The sequence below is a fragment of the Neorhizobium galegae bv. orientalis str. HAMBI 540 genome, assembly GCF_000731315.1.
Lineage (GTDB): Bacteria > Pseudomonadota > Alphaproteobacteria > Rhizobiales > Rhizobiaceae > Neorhizobium > Neorhizobium galegae.
Genome location: NZ_HG938354.1, coordinates 294,200 through 310,774 on the forward strand (window position 1 = coordinate 294,200; position 16,575 = coordinate 310,774).

The window sequence follows — 16,575 nt, forward strand, 5'->3', positions numbered from 1 at the left end:
CTGGGCACCATTCCGATTTGATCCCTACCAAGATCAAATACTTAACGCCTTTCCACACAAGTGCGCGTGGCCCGCCGGCTCCCTTCGGGAGCGGCTTCGCTGCGTCTCAAGGCCGCATTGCATACTGTTCGCGCACCGTATCGGCTGAGCGGCGCACTACTTCGGAAATCTGCAGGAGTTGGGTGACGAGAGGCGTCGAATGGCGCCAGATCATTCCGATCGTGCGGGACGGCCGGGGCGTCTGGAAGCGCGAGATCGAAACCTGCGCCGAGCGCGTTTCCAAAGGCACTGCCATTTCCGGGATCAGGGTGATGCCGATGCCGGCGCTGACCATCTGGACCAGGGTGGACAAAGAGCTGCCTTCCATGACTTCCCGGGCGCGGGTCGATCCTATCTTGCAGAACGATAGGGCCTGATCGCGAAAACAGTGGCCTTCCTCCAGCAGCAGCAGGCGCATTTCGCGTAGTGCCTCTCGTTCGGGGACGGGCTTGCCTTCGTCCTCGCGTCGCCGGACCAGCACGAACTCCTCGTCGAACAGTTTGAGCTCGGTCAGGAACGGTTCCGATACGGGCAGGGCGACGATTGCCAGATCCAGTTCGCCCTGTGCCAGTTCCTGGACCAGTTTTGCCGTCTGCGTCTCGCGCACCTGCAATTCGATCCCGTCGAACGTCCTGTTCAGGTCGTTGATGATCGCCGGCAGCAGATAGGGCGCGATCGTCGGGATGATGCCGATGCGCAGGCGCGCCAGGAACGGATCGCGCGACGCGCGGGCGAGGTCCGCCAGTTCGTCCACCGCCCGCAGGATATCGCGAACCCGCAGCGCAAATGTCTGACCAAAGGCGGTGAGTTTCACTTCGCGCGCATTCCGCTCGAAGAGATCGCCGCCCAATTCCTGTTCGAGTTCCTTGATCTGCATCGACAAAGCCGGCTGGGAAATCGCGCAGGCATCGGCGGCGCGGCGGAAGCGGCCGTCCCGCGCCAGGGCCTCGAAATAACGGAGCTGTTTCAGTGTGACGTTCTTCATAACCTCAACTTATCGCGGCGATCAGTAAATCCAACTTAAATTTATGAGGCGCTTCCGATAAGAAGGATCCAAGGGAGGGTGCGCGTGACCATGATCCTTGCTCGAAAGGCGGGGACGATAGTCTGAAACAGCGCAGCCGGACCGGACGGTTCGGCAGAAACAGCCTCTTTTTGCACGACAGATAATTAAAGAAATCAAGGAGATAGTCATGGATGCGAAATCTAGCGAAAACGCCGGCAAATGTCCGGTCGCGCACACGCCTCGCGGCCGATCGAACCGCGAGTGGTGGCCTAACCAGCTGAACGTCCAGATTCTTCACGGGCACTCCGTTCGCTCCGACCCGATGGGTGAGGCGTTCAATTACGCCGAAGAGTTCAAGACGCTCGATCTCGACGCCCTGAAGAAAGACCTTCAGGCCCTGATGACGGATTCGCAGGAGTGGTGGCCGGCCGATTTCGGTCACTACGGCGGCCTGTTCATCCGCATGGCCTGGCACAGCGCCGGCACCTACCGCATCACCGACGGCCGCGGTGGCGCAGGCCAGGGGCAGCAGCGTTTCGCGCCGCTCAACAGCTGGCCGGACAACGTCAACCTCGACAAGGCCCGCCGCCTGCTCTGGCCGATCAAGCAGAAATACGGCAACAAGATCTCCTGGGCGGATCTGATGATCCTCACCGGCAATGTCGCTCTTGAATCGATGGGCTTCAAGACGTTCGGTTTTGCCGGCGGCCGCGCCGACGTCTGGGAGCCGGAAGAGCTCTACTGGGGTCCGGAAGGAACCTGGCTCGGGGATGAGCGCTATAGCGGCGAACGTCAGCTGGCAGAACCGCTCGGCGCCGTGCAGATGGGCCTCATCTACGTCAATCCGGAAGGCCCGAACGGCACTCCCGATGCGCTCGCTTCGGCACTCGACATCCGCGAAACCTTCGCCCGCATGGCGATGAACGACGAAGAAACCGTGGCGCTGATCGCCGGCGGTCACACGTTCGGCAAGACTCACGGCGCCGGCGATCCGTCGTTTGTCGGTATCGACCCGGAGGGCGGCGAGCTCGAAGCCCAGGGCCTCGGCTGGTCGAGCAAGTTCAACACTGGCGTTGGTCGCGATGCAATCGGCAGCGGCCTGGAAGTCACCTGGACGCAGACGCCGACCCAGTGGAGCAACTACTTCTTCGAAAACCTGTTCGGCTTCGAATGGGAGCTGACCACGAGCCCCGCCGGCGCCAAGCAGTGGGTGGCGAAGAATGCCGAGGCTTCCATTCCGGACGCCTTCGACCCGTCGAAGAAGCAGCTGCCGACCATGCTGACCAGCGACCTGGCACTGCGCTTCGACCCGATCTACGAGAAGATTTCGCGCCGGTTCCTGGAAAACCCGGCCGAATTCGCCGATGCCTTCGCCCGCGCCTGGTTCAAGCTGACCCATCGCGACATGGGGCCGAAGGTTCGTTATCTCGGCCCGGAAGTTCCGGCTGAAGACCTGATCTGGCAGGATGTGATCCCGGCCGTCGACCACCCGCTCGTCGACGACAAGGATGTCGCCGAGCTGAAGGCGAAGGTTCTGGCGACCGGCCTGACGGTACAGGAACTGGTTTCCACCGCCTGGGCTTCCGCCTCGACCTTCCGCGGTTCCGACAAGCGCGGCGGTGCCAACGGCGCGCGGATCCGGCTTGCTCCGCAGAAGGACTGGGAAGCCAACCAGCCGGCGCAGCTCGCCAAGGTCTTGGGCGTTCTCGAAGGCATCCAGAAGGACTTCAACGCTGCCCAGGCAGGGGCTAAGAAGATCTCGCTGGCCGACCTGATCGTGCTTGCCGGTGCAGCCGGCGTCGAAAAGGCTGCCAAGGCCGGCGGCCAGGACATCATCGTGCCCTTCACGCCGGGCCGTATGGATGCCTCCGAGGCTCAGACCGACGCGGCTTCCTTTGCCGCGCTGGAACCCCGCGCCGACGCCTTCCGCAACTATGTCAACAGCGGCAAGACGCAGTTCATGAAGGCTGAAGAGGCCCTCCTGGACCGCGCCCAGCTTCTGACGCTGACAGCACCGGAAATGACCGTTCTTCTCGGTGGCCTGCGCGTGCTGAAGGCCGGCCAGCCTGAACACGGCGTCTTCACGTCCCAACCGGAAACGCTGACGAACGACTTCTTCGTCAACCTGCTCGACATGGGCACCGAATGGTCGCCCGTCGCCGGCAAGGATGGTGTTTACGAAGGTCATGACCGCAGGACGAAGGCGCCCAAGTGGACCGGCACCCGCGTCGACCTGATCTTCGGTTCGCATTCGCAGCTTCGTGCGATCGCGGAAGTCTATGGCCAGTCCGACGCCAAGGCGAAGTTCGTCAAGGACTTCGTGGCGGCCTGGACCAAGGTCATGAACGCCGACCGCTTCGATCTCGTCTGATCGATAAAAATCGCCCGGACGTGGCTCAGCTACGTCCGGGCATCTTTTTCAATGCTGATTTAACCCCGGGTTTTTCAGGTCGGCACGAAGGCCGAGGCGATCGCCAGCACGAATCCGAGGATCGTGGCGCAGACGGACAAGGCCTCGCGCGTCTTTTCGGAACTGACGCTCCACCCCTCGCTGGTCAGATACCGCGCGATCAGGCCCAGCGAAAGCAGGCCGACGCAACCGAGGAAAGCGAAGAAATAAATTCCGTATTGCATGTTGGAGATCTTCTTGGTCAGCAATTCGGTGATCCCGACCAGTGTCGAAAGCGACAACAACAGGCTGCCGATGATCAGGTATTCCGCGTGTCGCGACCTGACCGCCGAATAGAGCGACAGGATCGTGAACAGGAATCCCACCAGAACAATCGCGATATAATTGCCGCTGACATGGCCCGTCGCGGAGATCGACATGAACACCGATGTCAGGACGAACAGCGCGGCCGTGAAAAGGATCTTGTATTTCGAGTTGAAAAACTGGCGCATAAAATCAAATCCGCTCTTAGCCGGCCCGCCCGCGGCGCTGGCAAATGCCGTTTATCGAGTATGAGAAATTCGGCGCGCGATGAACAGGTTGCGGACCTGCTATTCCGTGGAAATCCACGCCTCAAGTTTCAGGCGAGCCGCCGGCGCTGGATCGCATAGGCGGCCGCGGCGCTCATCAACGCCAGCAGATACCAGGTCGCGGCATAGACGAGGTGGCTGTTGCGGAAGCGGATCACCGTCAGTCCGCCGACGGGCAGGCCGCCGGGGATCGGCGTCGCGTCGGCATCGATGAAATAGGGTGCGACCCTTTCGAGGCCGTTGGCGGCGGCAATCGCGGCCACGTCGCGGGAGTACCAGCGGCCGTTCGCGGGATCGTTGGAGCGCAGGAAGGCGCCCTCCGGCTCGCTGATGCGGATGAGGCCGGTGATCTTCACAGGACCTGCGAGCTGCCCATCCGGCCGCAAAGCCGGGTCACGGCGGTTGGCGGGCACGAAGCCGCGATTGATGAGGACGGTGGTCCCGTCCTTCTGTTCCAGGGGTGTCAGGATCCAGAAGCCGGGACCGAGATCGGTGACCGCCTGGACCAGCGTTTCCGCGTCATGGCGGAAGGTGCCGTTGGCCGTGACGCGCCGATACTCGTCATCTTCGGCGTTGATGGTGGGCCAGGCTGGCGATGAGGGGGCGGGCACCGGGGTTGCCGTGACCCGGGCATCGACGCGGGCGATCAGGTCGAGCTTCCAGAAGAGCCGCTGCACCTGCCAGGTGCCGAGCCCGAGGAAGACGACGGTCAGCAACAGCATCGCGGCGGCGAAGACCAGCCTGGAACGAGCCGGTTCCACGTCCGCTGGTTCTCCGGTCAAAGGATGGTCGAGAGCCACGCGTCTATCCCTTCCCAGCTTGTCCCCGAGGGGATTACGGCATGTTTTTCATCATCTCCGGCGACATCGGCATCATGTTGGTGTTGAGATGGTGCATGACCCAGAGCGATCCGGCAAGCGTGATGCCGACCAGAACCAGGGTGAAGAGCAGCGCCATCATCGTCCAGCCGCCTTCGGAGCGCGGGTTCATGTGCAGGAAATAGACCATGTGCACGACGATCTGGATGACGCCGAGCCCCATCACGAGAAAGGCGGTGAACAGCTTGCTGTCGATGGCGCCGCTCATCACCAGCCAGAACGGGATGGCGGTCAGGATGACCGACAGGCTGAAGCCGATCAGGTAACCTTTCAGCGTGCCGTGGCCAGCCTGATGGCCGTTGCTGTGGCCGTGATGGGCCTCTGAGGCACTTTCGTGAGCGGGGGCGTGCGGGGCTTGGCCGTGCGAGCTCATCCGAGGACTCCCATGAGATAGACGAAGGAAAAGACGCCGATCCAGACGACGTCGAGGAAATGCCAGAACATCGACAGGCACATCAGGCGGCGCTTGTTTGCCTCGATCAGTCCGTGTCTGCCGACCTGCACCATCAGCGTGATCAGCCAGATGATGCCGAAGGTGACGTGCAGCCCGTGGGTGCCGACCAGGGTGAAGAATGAGGAGAGGAAGGCAGAGCGGGTCGGGCCTGCGCCCTCATGGATCAGGTGGTTGAACTCGTAGAGTTCTAGGCCGAGGAAGACCGCTCCGAACACGCCGGTCACGCCGAGCCAGAACAGCGTCTCGGTCTTGGCGCCGCGTTCCATCTGCAACATCGCAAAACCGTAGGTGATCGACGAGAACAGCAGCATAGCGGTGTTGAGGGCAACGATCGGCAGGTCGAACAGGTCGGCGGGCGAGGGGCCTGCCGCATAATTTCGGCCGAGCACGCCGTGGGTGGCGAAAAGCACCGCGAAGACCAGGCAGTCGCTCATCAGGTACAGCCAGAAGCCCAGCATGGTGCTGCCTTCCGGATGATGCTCTTCCGTGACGTAGAACCGCGGCTTGTCGGTTTCCTGATTGCCCGAGGGGCCGTGGGTCTGAACTTGCGTCTGGCTCATGGTCTCAGGTCCGTTCCGCGAGCAGCTTCGAGCGCGCGTCCTCTGTTGCGGTCACGGTTTCGGCTGGAATGTGGAAATCCCGATTGTAGTTGAAGGTATGGCCGATCGCGACGGCGATCATGGCGACGAAGGCGACGATTGCCAGCCACCAGATGTACCAGATCATCGCGAGGGCGAAGACGACGCTGATTGCGGCAAGGATGACGCCCGTGCCGGTATTTTTCGGCATGTGGATCGGCTTGAAGCCGCCGAGCGGGCGCTCATAGCCGCGGCTCTTCATGTCGTACCAGCTGTCATGGTCGTGCACGACCGGCGTGAAGGCGAAATTGTAGTCCGGCGGCGGCGAGGCGGTCGACCATTCGAGCGTGCGGCCGTCCCAGGGGTCACCGGAGGTCTCGCGCAGCTGGTCGCGCCTCAGGTAGCTGACGACGATCTGGATGATGAAGGCGCCGATGCCGCAGGCGATGATCACCGCGCCGAATGCGGCGATGATGAACCAGATCTGCAGCGACGGGTCCTCGAACTGGGAGACGCGGCGGGTGACGCCCATCAGGCCGAGCACATAAAGCGGCATGAAGGCGACGTAGAAGCCGATCAGCCAGCACCAGAAGCTGATCTTGCCCCAGAACGTGTCGAGCTTGTAGCCGAAAGCCTTCGGCCACCAGTAGACGACGCCCGCCATCAGTCCGAAAACCACGCCGCCAATGATGACGTTGTGGAAATGGGCGATCAGGAAGAGCGAATTGTGGAGCACGAAATCGGCCGGCGGAATTGCCAGCATCACCCCGGTCATCCCACCGATGGTGAAGGTGACCATGAAGCCGATCGTCCACATCATCGGCAGTTCGTAGCGGATGCGGCCGCGATACATGGTGAACAGCCAGTTGAAGAGTTTGGCGCCTGTTGGGATCGAGATGATCATCGTGGTGATGCCGAAGAAGGCGTTGACCGAGGCACCGGACCCCATCGTGAAGAAATGGTGCAGCCAGACGATATAGGAGAGGATCATGATCACGCAGGTGGCATAAACCATCGAGGCGTAACCGAAGAGCCGCTTGCCGCAGAAGGTGGCGACCACTTCGGAAAAGATGCCGAACGCCGGCAGGACGAGGATATAGACCTCCGGATGGCCCCAGATCCAGATGAGGTTCACATACATCATCGGGTTGCCGCCGAGGTCGTTGGTGAAGAAGTTCGTGCCGGCATAGCGGTCGAGCGAGAGCAGAACGAGGGTGGCGGTGAGGATCGGGAAGGAGGCGACGATCAGCACGTTGGTGCAGAGCGAGGTCCAGGTGAAGATCGGCATCTTCATGAAGGTCATGCCCGGCGCGCGCATCTTGACGATCGTGGCGATCAGGTTGATGCCCGATAGGGTCGTGCCGATGCCGGCCACCTGCAGGCCCCAGATGTAATAATCGACGCCGACGCCCGGACTGTAGTCGGCGCCCGAGAGCGGCGGATAGGCGAGCCAACCGGTGCGGGCGAATTCGCCGACGAACAGCGACATCATGATGATGATCGCCCCGGCCGTCGTCATCCAGAACGAGAAGTTGTTGAGGAACGGGAAGGAGACGTCGCGGGCACCAATCTGCAGCGGCACGACGTAGTTCATCAGCCCGGTGACGAAAGGCATGGCCATGAAGAAGATCATGATCACGCCATGCGCGGTGAATATCTGGTCGTAGTGGTGCGGGTTGAGATAACCCTCATTGCCGTTGAACGCGAGCGCCTGCTGGATGCGCATCATGATCGCATCGGCAAAGCCGCGCAGCAGCATGACGATCGCCAGCACCACATACATGATGCCGATTTTCTTGTGATCGACGCTGGTGAACCACTCGCTCCACAGATAACCCCAGAGCCGATATCGCGTGACGAGTCCGAGAATGGCGATGCCGAGCAGCGCCACGACGATGAAGGTCACGACGAGGATAGGCTCGTGATAGGGGATGGCTTCAAGGGTGAGCCGTCCGAAAAGGAATTGCGTCAGGGTGGTGTTACCGAACATGGGTCTCTACCAGATCTGTTGAAACGCGGCCTTACGGCTGCGCCGGGGCATTGTTGTTGAGCTGCGCCGGCGCTACGCCGCCCGGATCGCCTCCGGGCATCGTGTGGCCTTGCATGTCGTGGTTCGTCGATGGCGCCTGCGATTGCGGCTGTCCGGAATTCTGGTCGACGCCCTCGGCCGGCTGGTCGCTGCGGGCCGGGTTGCCCGTCGCCGGGAAGGTCGCGGCAGGTGCCGCATGGCCCGCTTCGCCGGCATGGCGGTTGTCATGCTCCAGCCTGGCACGGTTCTCGTGGCTCTCGATTCCGCCGCCGCCCGTCATGTCGATATGCATCATCTCATCCATGCACATCTTGCCGGGCGTGGCGCACATGTTGAGCACGGTCCTGTAGAGCCCGTCCTCGACATTGGCATAATAGCGCACCGGTTCCTTGGTGCTCGGCTTTTCGAGCTTCAGATAGGCATCGCGATTGAGTGCCGTACCGTTCTGCTTGACGCGGGTGATCCACTGGTCGAAGCCTGCCCGGTCGACGCCATGGAACTTGAAGCGCATATGCGAGAAGCCGTCGCCGCTGTAGTTCGATGAAATGCCTTCGTATTCCCCCGCCTTGTTGATGACGGCGTGCAGCTTGGTTTCCATGCCAGGCATCGCATAGATCATGCCCGCAAGCGCCGGCACATAGAAGGAGTTCATTACCGAGGAGGCGGTGATCTTGAAGTTGATCGGCACGTCGACGGGGGCCGCCATCTCGTTGACGGTGGCGATGCCATAGTCCGGATAGAAGAACAGCCATTTCCAGTCGAGAGCCACGACTTCCACGGTGATAGGCTTCACCTCGGCAGGCACGGCGCGCTGGGCATCGATCCGGTCGAGCGGCCTGTAGGGGTCGAGCTTGTGAGTACTCATCCAGGTGACGGCGCCGAGCGCGATGATGATGGCGAGCGGTGCCGACCAGATGATGACTTCGAGCCGCGTCGAATGGTGCCATTCGGGATCATAGGGCGCATTGGTGTTCGAGCCGCGATAACGCCAGGCGAAGAACAGCGTGAGGAAGATCACCGGCACGATGATGATCAGCATCAGCACCGTGGCGACGATGATCAGATTAGCCTGCTGTCGGGCGATATCGCCGGAAGGCGACATCACGACCAGGTTACATCCGGAAAGCCCTAAAAGGGTGAAGAGAGCGAACAACCGTGCGACGATTTTCAACTGGGGGGTCATCTCGGGCTCGAATTTGTGTTTTGTCTAGTTCGGAATAGTCAGGTTCCTGCATGGGCTGGAATGAGGTCGTTCGTCGCAGTGCAGCAATCTGTCGCAGTGCAGCATAAAACCGCATGGTCTTCCGAACCGTTTTGCTGCACCAACCTGCACGCTCAGTTTCCGCATTCGCCCATCGGAAATCTAGGACAGCCTGAGGGGGTGACCAGAGGGTGTGGATGAGAAGACGGTGCGGTCCGTCGCATATGTCAGGTTTTTTTAGTCTTGTTCCTTGATCTCGACGGCATGTTGATCAACATTTCGAGGACGAGGCGAACTATCGCCAGGAGGAATTCATGACCACGGTCGTCAATCCCGCGTCAACGGGCCCGACATCGTCCGGCCTCGAAAGGGACGCCCGCCGCATTCATGACGACGGGCCGATCTCGCCGGGCAGCATTGCGCTTGGTGTGATCATCGGTCGCATGTCGGAATTCTTCGACTTCTTCGTTTACGGGCTGGGTTCCGTCCTCGTTTTTCCGAAGCTGATCTTTCCGTTCGCGCCGACCCCGGTCGCCGCGACCCTGATGTCGTTCGCGATCTTCCCGCTCGCCTTCATGGCGCGGCCAGTCGGGTCGTTCGTGTTCATGTGGATCGACCGTAATTATGGGCGCGGCACCAAGCTGACGATCGCGCTGTTCCTGCTCGGCGGATCGACGGCTTCGATCGCCTTCCTGCCCGGCTACGACACGATCGGCTACTGGGCCGTGGCATTGCTGGCGCTGTTCCGCATGGGGCAGGGTTTTGCGCTCGGCGGCGCCTGGGACGGGCTCGCCTCGCTCCTGAACCTCAATGCGCCGCCCAACCGGCGCGGCTGGTATGCGATGATCCCGCAGCTCGGCGCGCCGATCGGCTTTGCGCTGGCGAGCATCCTGTTCGGTTATTTCGTCGCCAATCTCTCGGAAGCGGATTTCATTGCCTGGGGTTGGCGTTATCCGTTCTTCGTGGCCTTTGCGATCAACGTCGTGGCGCTGTTTGCCCGCCTGCGCATCGTCGCCAGCAAGGAATTCGGCTCGGCGCTCGAAGCCAACGAGCTGCAGGCCCGGCCGATCTTCGAAATGCTGAGCAAGCACGCCCATGACGTCGTGCTCGGCGCGTTTGTGCCGCTGGCCAGCTTCGCCATGTTCCACCTGGTGACAATCTTCCCGTTGAGCTGGGTGACGCTTTATGGCGGGCAGTCTGCGGCGGAATTCCTGTTCGTGCAGGTGATCGGCGCTGCCGTCGGCATCGTCGGCATCATCCTGTCCGGCCTGATCGCCGACCGCATCGGCCGCCGCAGCCAACTGATGATCGGCGCGGTGATCATCGCGATCTTCTCGTTCTCGGCACCCTTCCTGCTCGATGCGGGCGGCAAGGGACAGGATGCCTTCATCATCATCGGCTTCGGGATCCTCGGTCTCTCGTTCGGCCAGGCCTCCGGCGCCGTCTCCTCGCGCTTCGGGCAATATTATCGTTATACCGGCGCGGCACTCACCTCCGACCTCGCGTGGCTGATCGGTGCCGGCTTCGCACCGCTGGTGGCCCTCGGCCTCGCCAGCAGTTTCGGCATCATCTTCATCGGCGGATATCTGATCTCCGGCGCGATCTGCACGATCGCAGCGCTCAGCCTCAGCCGGGTCCTGGACCAGAGCGGCGAGCCAGGCGGTCAGCGGTAAAAGAGAAACAAAAAAAGCCAGGCGCGAGCCCGGCTTTTTTGCATGCGTATACTGCGGGATCCGTCCCGCTATCAAGCTGCCTTCTTGGCAAGCGTCGGCCGCGTCGCAGCGGCCTTTTCCACCATCGCAGTCACTTCTGCACGGCGCGCACCCGTCAGCAGCATGCGCGGCATGCGGACGCGCTCAGAACCGCGGCCCATGATCTGTTCGGCGAGCTTGATCGACTGGACGAGGTCGTGCTCGGCATCGAGATGCAACAACGGCATGAACCAGCGATAGATGGCGCGGGCTTCGACCCAGTCGCCGCGGGCGGCTGCGGCCACCAAGGCTACAGATTCCTGCGGGAAGGCGCTGGTGAGGCCGGAGACCCAGCCCTTGGCGCCAAGCATCAGGCCTTCGAGCGCCACGTCGTCCAGGCCGGCGAAGATGTCGAAGCGGTCACCGAAGGTGTTGATCAGGTCGGTGAAGCGGCGCGGATCCGGCGCGCTTTCCTTGACGGCCTTGATGTTCGGCACGTCTTCGAGCTGGCGCAGCACGTCGGCGCCGATGTTGACGCGGTAGGCCGGCGGATTGTTGTATAGCATGATCGGCAGCGAGGTGGCCGCGGCGACCGTCTTGAAATGGGCGACCAGTTCTTCCGGCTTCGGCACATAGACCATGGCCGGCAGCAGCATCAGGCCATCGGCGCCGAGCTTTTCGGCATCGCGGGCATAGGCGACGGCGCGGCGGGTGTCGAATTCGGAAACGCCGGTTACGACCGGTACGCGGCCGTTCACCACTTCGACGGCGGCCTTGAGGATGGTGCGCTTTTCTTCCGGATCGAGCGAGTTGTTCTCGCCGCAGGTGCCCATGACGATCAGGCCGTTGACGCCGTCATTGACGAGCGCGTCCTGCACCCCTTGGGTGGCCCTGAGGTCGATCGAGAAGTCTTCGTTGAATTGTGTGGTCACTGCGGGGAAAACGCCGCTCCAGCCTGTGGTCATGAAATGCACTCCTCTGGTTGATGGGTGATAATATGCGCGGTCGCGCCGATATCTGTCACGCGAAGGGCTCAGTCGGACCCTTGCCTGGCTCCGTGAACCATTGCGGCCCGGTTTCGGTCATGTGGATATGGTCTTCGAGGCGGATCCCGAAACGGTCCGGGAAAACGATCATCGGTTCGTTGGAGAAACACATGCCCGGTTCGAGCACGGTCGCATTGCCGCGCACGATATAGGGTTCCTCGTGGATCTCGAGGCCGAGCCCGTGGCCGGCGCGATGCGGCAGGCCAGGGAGGATGTAGTCCGGGCCGAGCCCGTGTTTCGCCAGCACCTTGCGGGCGGCGTCATCGAGGCTGCCGCAGGTGGCGCCGGGGCGGGCGGCCTCGAAGACGGCCTGTTCCGCTTCCCGCTCGATCGCCCAGGCCCTGGCGAATTCCGGGGCCGGCTCTTCCAGTACATAGGTACGGGTGAGATCGGAATGATAACCGTCGAGCCGGCAGCCGGTATCGACCAGTATCACGTCGCCGGGGCCATAGACCTGGTCGCCGTCGGCGCCGTGGGGGAGGGAGGTCGCGACCCCGAAGGAGACGATGCAGAAGCTCGACCCGCTTGTTGCCCCAAGCGCACGATGCTGTTCGTCGATATGGCGCATCACGTCCGAGGCAAGCACGCCCGGCTTGATGAAGACATGGGCGCGGCGATGCACTTCCAGCGTCAGGTTCATCGCATGCTGGATAAGGTCGATCTCGGCCTTCGACTTCCGGAGCCTGAGATCGCGGATCAATCGGCCGCCATCGGTGAGGCGGTCGGCGCCGAAAACGGCGGCAAGCTGGTGGTAGATGAACAGCGGCAGCGCGTCGTCGAGCGCAAGCTTCACATTGGAAGGCAGAAGCGAAGAGACCAGCGCGGCGCTCGCTTCATCCTCCTGCCAGGCGACGATCTCGCCCGGCAAGTGGGACAGGCTCTCGACGCGGCTCTGTTCGAAACCCGGCACGATATAGGTCACCGATTTCGGCGTCACCAGCGCGCCGAGAAGGCGTTCGCTCTGGTGCCAGACGAGGCCGGTGAAATAACGCAGACTCTCGCTGGCGCCGAGCAGGATGCCGCCGAGCCCCTTTTCCTCCAGCGACGCCTGGAGCCGGACAAGCCGTTGCAGCCGTTCTTCGTCAGTAATCTTCGGGACGGGGTGAGACCAGGCCATGTACGCTTCCTTGCTATGTCGCTGCGGTTATACCGCGCTGTAGTCAGTTTGTCGACAGAGATATTCGGCACGTGTAGCCGAGCTGCATTCGGCCGTCGCCGATGTCAGCGAAACCGGCTGATGCTGTAGGGTTCGATATCGAGGGCAGGCTTTCGGCGGGCGGCGATATCGGCGACCAACCGGCCGGTCGCGGCCGACTGGGTGAGGCCGAGATGCCCGTGGCCGAAGGCATAGACGATCGCCGGCGTCGCGCTCGACGGGCCGATCACCGGCAGGCAGTCCGGCATGGACGGGCGAAAACCCATCCACTGGCGGCCGCCCTCGGTTTTCAGGTCGGGCAGGAAGCTTTTTGCCTTCTTCAGCATCGCTTCGGAGCGCTTGTAATTCGGGGCCAGCTTCAGCCCGCCGAGCTCGACTGCGCCGCCGACGCGGATGCCGGTGGAAAGCGGCGTCACCACGAAGCCGTGGTCGTTGAAATAAAGCTGGCGATGAAGCGGGAAGGCGCCTTGCGGCAGCGTCGTATTATAGCCGCGCTCGGTTTCGAGCGGCGCATGGTCGCCGAGGCCGGTGACGATTTTCTTCGACCAGGCGCCGCCTGCCAGCACGACGGTCTTCGCCTCGAAGATGGCGCCATCCGCCAGAATGACCCTGGCGCCATCGTTTACGGGCTCGATGCGAATAACTTCACCGATCCTGAGCGATGCGCCACGGGACATGGCGTTGCTGAAGAGGGCTTGGGTGAATTCCAGCGGATCGGAAACCTGCAGGCCGGACGGTGTGAAGATGCCATGCCGGAACTGCGGCGCAAGGCCCGGCTGCAGCGAGTCGATCTCGCCGCGGCCAACTCTCTGGAATTCGAAACCCGCCTTGCGTTTCGCCTGCCAGTCGTCAGCCGCGGCATTGAGGCTCGCCTCGCTGTCATAGAGGTCGAGCGTGCCCGTCTGCTTCACCATCGCCCGAAGGCCCGTGCGTTCGACGGTGCGCAGCATCTCGCTGCGCGCCATCGGCATCATCCTGGCATGTACGCCGACCGTGCGCTCATAGGCCGGGCGGGCGCTGGCCCGCCACAGTCGCCACAGCCACGGCACCATGTTGAGTGCATAGGACGGCGGCAGGCTGAGGGGACCGAGCGGATCGAGCAGCCATTTCGGCGCCTTCCACATCATGCCGGGTGCGGCGATCGGGATGATTTCCGGAAAGGCGAGAATGCCGGCATTGCCGCTGCTTGCACCCCGGGCCACCTCGCCGCGCTCGATGATCAGCACCGAGCGGCCGTCTTCCAGCAGGTAATGCGCCGACATCGCGCCGATTATGCCCGAGCCGATGACGACGGCGTCGACCGAAGAGGAATTCATGATTTCTGGTCCTGTGAAGCGAATGCGGAAGGGGTCAGGAGACGGCAAGATCGATCGGATTGCCGAGATCGCGGGCGATATAATCCTGGATCTGCCGGACGATCTGTTCCGCATGCTTGATGGCGAGCCTGTCGGAGCGCTCGACGTCACGGGCTTCGATCGCGGCAATCATCTCCTCGTGTTCGTCGACATACTGGCGTGGCAGCCGATCATCGAACGTCCGGTAATAGAGGCGCAGGATGCGGCGTCCCTCGTCGAGCAGCCGGGCGAAGAAGGTGGTGTAATAGGTGTTGCCGGCGAGTTCGGCGATGGCGACGTGGAATTCCCGGTTCGCCTCGATCATCGCGAAGGCGTCGTGGGCGGCAACCGCTGAGGCGAACTCCGCCTGCCGCTTGCGGATCTCGCCCATCGCCTGCGGCGTCGCGCGCATGGCGGCACCGCGGGTGGTGATGCGGTACATCAGCGTCAGGGCATCGAAATAGGGAGGCAGAGAGGCGAAATCGATCGTCGCGACGATGGTGTTGCGGTTCGGCAGCGTGGTGACGAGGCCATCGCCGGAAAGCCGCAACAATGCTTCGCGGATCGGGGTGCGCGACATTCCGAAACGCTCCGACAGCCGGACCTCGTCGAGCGGGCTGCCGGGGGCCAGGGTCATCGCGAGAATTTCCCCGCGCAGGACCGTATAGACGCTCTGCGTCCCGGAGCCACGGGTGCGGGGGATATCGGTTTCTGCAGGTTCGTTCTTCGCCATCGTTCACCGTTCTGCGTCGCAAGCCAATGCGGCAGGACAATTGCACACGTATTGTCGACAGGAAAGCCCGCAGGGCAACAGAACGGATTTGGTGCAATTTGATCGGATCGACGCCCTGAATAGGAAATGCCTATCGAAGCCTCAATCGCCGCCGGCCTCGGACTGGCTGCGCGGCGTCGCGGCGATGATCCGCGCTGCGGCCAGCCTGCCCGCGACGATCGCGCCGTCGACATAACCCGGGTAGGACGGGGAGAGTTCCGACGACGCGAAATGGACAGGGGGCACGCCTTCGTTGATGATGTCTTCCGCATAACGGGCATCGAGATCGACGACGACGTCGCTATAGGCGCCGCCGCTCCAGGGGTCGTCGACCCAGTCCCGGACATGGATGTCGCGCGGATCGCCGCCTTGTGGGCCGAAGGCTGCGCTTAGCTGCTCGCGGATGAAAGTGGTGAGCTCCTCGCGCGGCCGTCTGTGCCATCGCTGCGCTTCCGGCCCGCCGACAAAGACGATCAGGCCGGCATAATCGTCGTGGCTGGCATCGCAGGCATAGAGGCCCTGGGGCTCGTGCCACATGACGGCGCCGGAAAGCCCCCGTTCCCGCCAGAAGGGCTTGTCATAGGTCACCTGCAGCTTGATCGACAGGCCGGGCGCCCAGGCGGAAAGCGCCTTCTGCAGCCGCTCGGGAAGAGCGGGCGAAAACGGAAGTCGGCGGATCATCACCGGCGGCAGCGCCAGGATGACGCGTTTCGCGAAGAACCGCTCATCGCCGGCGATGACGGTGACGCTGGTGTCGGAATATTCTATCCCGGTCGCCGGGGTGCCGAGGCGCAGCCGGTCGCCGAGCCTGGCCGCCAGCTGGTCGGCCAGCGCATGCAGCGTGCCGGGCAGGAACATTTCCATTTCCGAATAGGTATTGGTGATGCGCCGGTCGTTCGAGGCGAGCCAGGTGAAGGCGACCTCCTCCGGCGCGCGGCACCAGAGCCCCTTGATCAGCCGCAGGAAGCTTTTCCGCACGTCGGCCGGCACGTCGTCCTGCCGGGCCACCCAGTCGGCCACCGTCAGTTTTGCCAGTTCCGGATCGTCCGGATCGGTGGCGATCATCCGGTCGCGGAGCGCGTCGACCCCCTGCCAGCGCGCGAAACCCTGCTGCGGCGGGACCGGCGGCCGATAGATGGCCTCGCCATCATAGTGGGTCATGACCGGGGTCTTGCCGTTTTCCGCGATGAGCGCCATCAGCTCGCTCATGTCACGGCAGAAGAATTGCCCGCCGGTGTCGATCCGGGTGCCGTCCGGCAGCGTCTCGGACTCGACCTTGCCGCCGACCCTGTCGCGCGCTTCGAGCAGCAGCACGTCGAGCCCTGCACCGACAAGCTCCAGCGCGGCGCTCAGGCCCGTGAACCCCGCGCCGACGACGATGGCATCCCGCTCAGGCATTCTTTTCTCCGACG

The 16,575-nt window shown here is 62.7% G+C and carries 14 protein-coding genes; 2 read left to right on the forward strand and 12 right to left on the reverse strand.

From position 1 onward, the window contains the following. Positions 1 to 106: 106 nt before the first annotated feature. Positions 107 to 1,024, reverse strand: coding sequence for a hydrogen peroxide-inducible genes activator (locus RG540_RS24005; protein WP_041364192.1), 918 nt, complete (start codon positions 1,022 to 1,024; stop codon positions 107 to 109). 208 nt (positions 1,025 to 1,232) lie between these two features. Here RG540_RS24005 and katG point away from each other — a divergent pair, with 208 nt between their 5' ends. Beyond that, positions 1,233 to 3,416: a catalase/peroxidase HPI gene (gene katG, locus RG540_RS24010; protein WP_041364195.1), complete on the forward strand. Its 2,184-nt coding sequence runs from the start codon at positions 1,233 to 1,235 to the stop codon at positions 3,414 to 3,416. A gap of 74 nt (positions 3,417 to 3,490) precedes the next feature. Here katG and RG540_RS24015 read toward each other — a convergent pair whose 3' ends face one another. From RG540_RS24015 to cyoA, 6 genes are all read right to left on the reverse strand, one after another. Next, complete coding sequence (locus tag RG540_RS24015; RefSeq protein WP_041364197.1) at positions 3,491 to 3,946, reverse strand: hypothetical protein; 456 nt, start codon at positions 3,944 to 3,946, stop codon at positions 3,491 to 3,493. A 128-nt stretch (positions 3,947 to 4,074) separates the two neighbouring features. Beyond that, positions 4,075 to 4,746 (reverse strand): SURF1 family protein, encoded by a 672-nt coding sequence (locus tag RG540_RS24020; protein WP_080725157.1) that lies wholly within the window; start codon positions 4,744 to 4,746, stop codon positions 4,075 to 4,077. Positions 4,747 to 4,858: 112 nt separating this feature from the next. Further along, positions 4,859 to 5,275 (reverse strand): cytochrome o ubiquinol oxidase subunit IV, encoded by a 417-nt coding sequence (cyoD, locus tag RG540_RS24025; protein WP_040124287.1) that lies wholly within the window; start codon positions 5,273 to 5,275, stop codon positions 4,859 to 4,861. Then, complete coding sequence (gene cyoC / locus RG540_RS24030) at positions 5,272 to 5,916, reverse strand: cytochrome o ubiquinol oxidase subunit III (protein WP_041364201.1); 645 nt, start codon at positions 5,914 to 5,916, stop codon at positions 5,272 to 5,274. The genes cyoD and cyoC overlap by 4 nt, the downstream gene beginning before the upstream one ends. A gap of 4 nt (positions 5,917 to 5,920) precedes the next feature. Continuing rightward, a complete protein-coding gene (cyoB, locus tag RG540_RS24035; RefSeq protein ID WP_041364203.1) occupies positions 5,921 to 7,924 on the reverse strand; it encodes a cytochrome o ubiquinol oxidase subunit I in 2,004 nt (667 codons plus the stop codon). 31 nt (positions 7,925 to 7,955) lie between these two features. Continuing rightward, positions 7,956 to 9,146, reverse strand: coding sequence for a ubiquinol oxidase subunit II (gene cyoA / locus RG540_RS24040; protein ID WP_041364206.1), 1,191 nt, complete (start codon positions 9,144 to 9,146; stop codon positions 7,956 to 7,958). 332 nt (positions 9,147 to 9,478) lie between these two features. Between cyoA and RG540_RS24045 the strand changes: the two genes are divergently transcribed. After that, positions 9,479 to 10,837, forward strand: a complete 1,359-nt coding sequence (locus tag RG540_RS24045; RefSeq protein ID WP_041364209.1) for an MFS transporter — start codon at positions 9,479 to 9,481, stop codon at positions 10,835 to 10,837. 71 nt (positions 10,838 to 10,908) lie between these two features. On the opposite strand, the gene RG540_RS24050 is transcribed toward RG540_RS24045, so the two are convergent. The 5 genes from RG540_RS24050 to RG540_RS24070 all read right to left on the reverse strand — a co-directional run bounded on the left by RG540_RS24050 (position 10,909) and on the right by RG540_RS24070 (position 16,561). Further along, the gene (locus RG540_RS24050) at positions 10,909 to 11,820 is read right to left on the reverse strand and encodes a dihydrodipicolinate synthase family protein (protein WP_041364211.1); all 912 of its coding nucleotides are present in this window, start codon (positions 11,818 to 11,820) and stop codon (positions 10,909 to 10,911) included. Between the two features lie 55 nt (positions 11,821 to 11,875). Then, complete coding sequence (locus RG540_RS24055) at positions 11,876 to 13,018, reverse strand: M24 family metallopeptidase (RefSeq protein ID WP_041364213.1); 1,143 nt, start codon at positions 13,016 to 13,018, stop codon at positions 11,876 to 11,878. Between the two features lie 104 nt (positions 13,019 to 13,122). Beyond that, complete coding sequence (locus RG540_RS24060) at positions 13,123 to 14,373, reverse strand: NAD(P)/FAD-dependent oxidoreductase (protein WP_041364215.1); 1,251 nt, start codon at positions 14,371 to 14,373, stop codon at positions 13,123 to 13,125. A gap of 34 nt (positions 14,374 to 14,407) precedes the next feature. Then, positions 14,408 to 15,124: a GntR family transcriptional regulator gene (locus RG540_RS24065; RefSeq protein WP_041364217.1), complete on the reverse strand. Its 717-nt coding sequence runs from the start codon at positions 15,122 to 15,124 to the stop codon at positions 14,408 to 14,410. Between the two features lie 141 nt (positions 15,125 to 15,265). Continuing rightward, positions 15,266 to 16,561, reverse strand: a complete 1,296-nt coding sequence (locus RG540_RS24070) for a flavin monoamine oxidase family protein (RefSeq protein WP_041364219.1) — start codon at positions 16,559 to 16,561, stop codon at positions 15,266 to 15,268. Positions 16,562 to 16,575 lie beyond the last annotated feature (14 nt).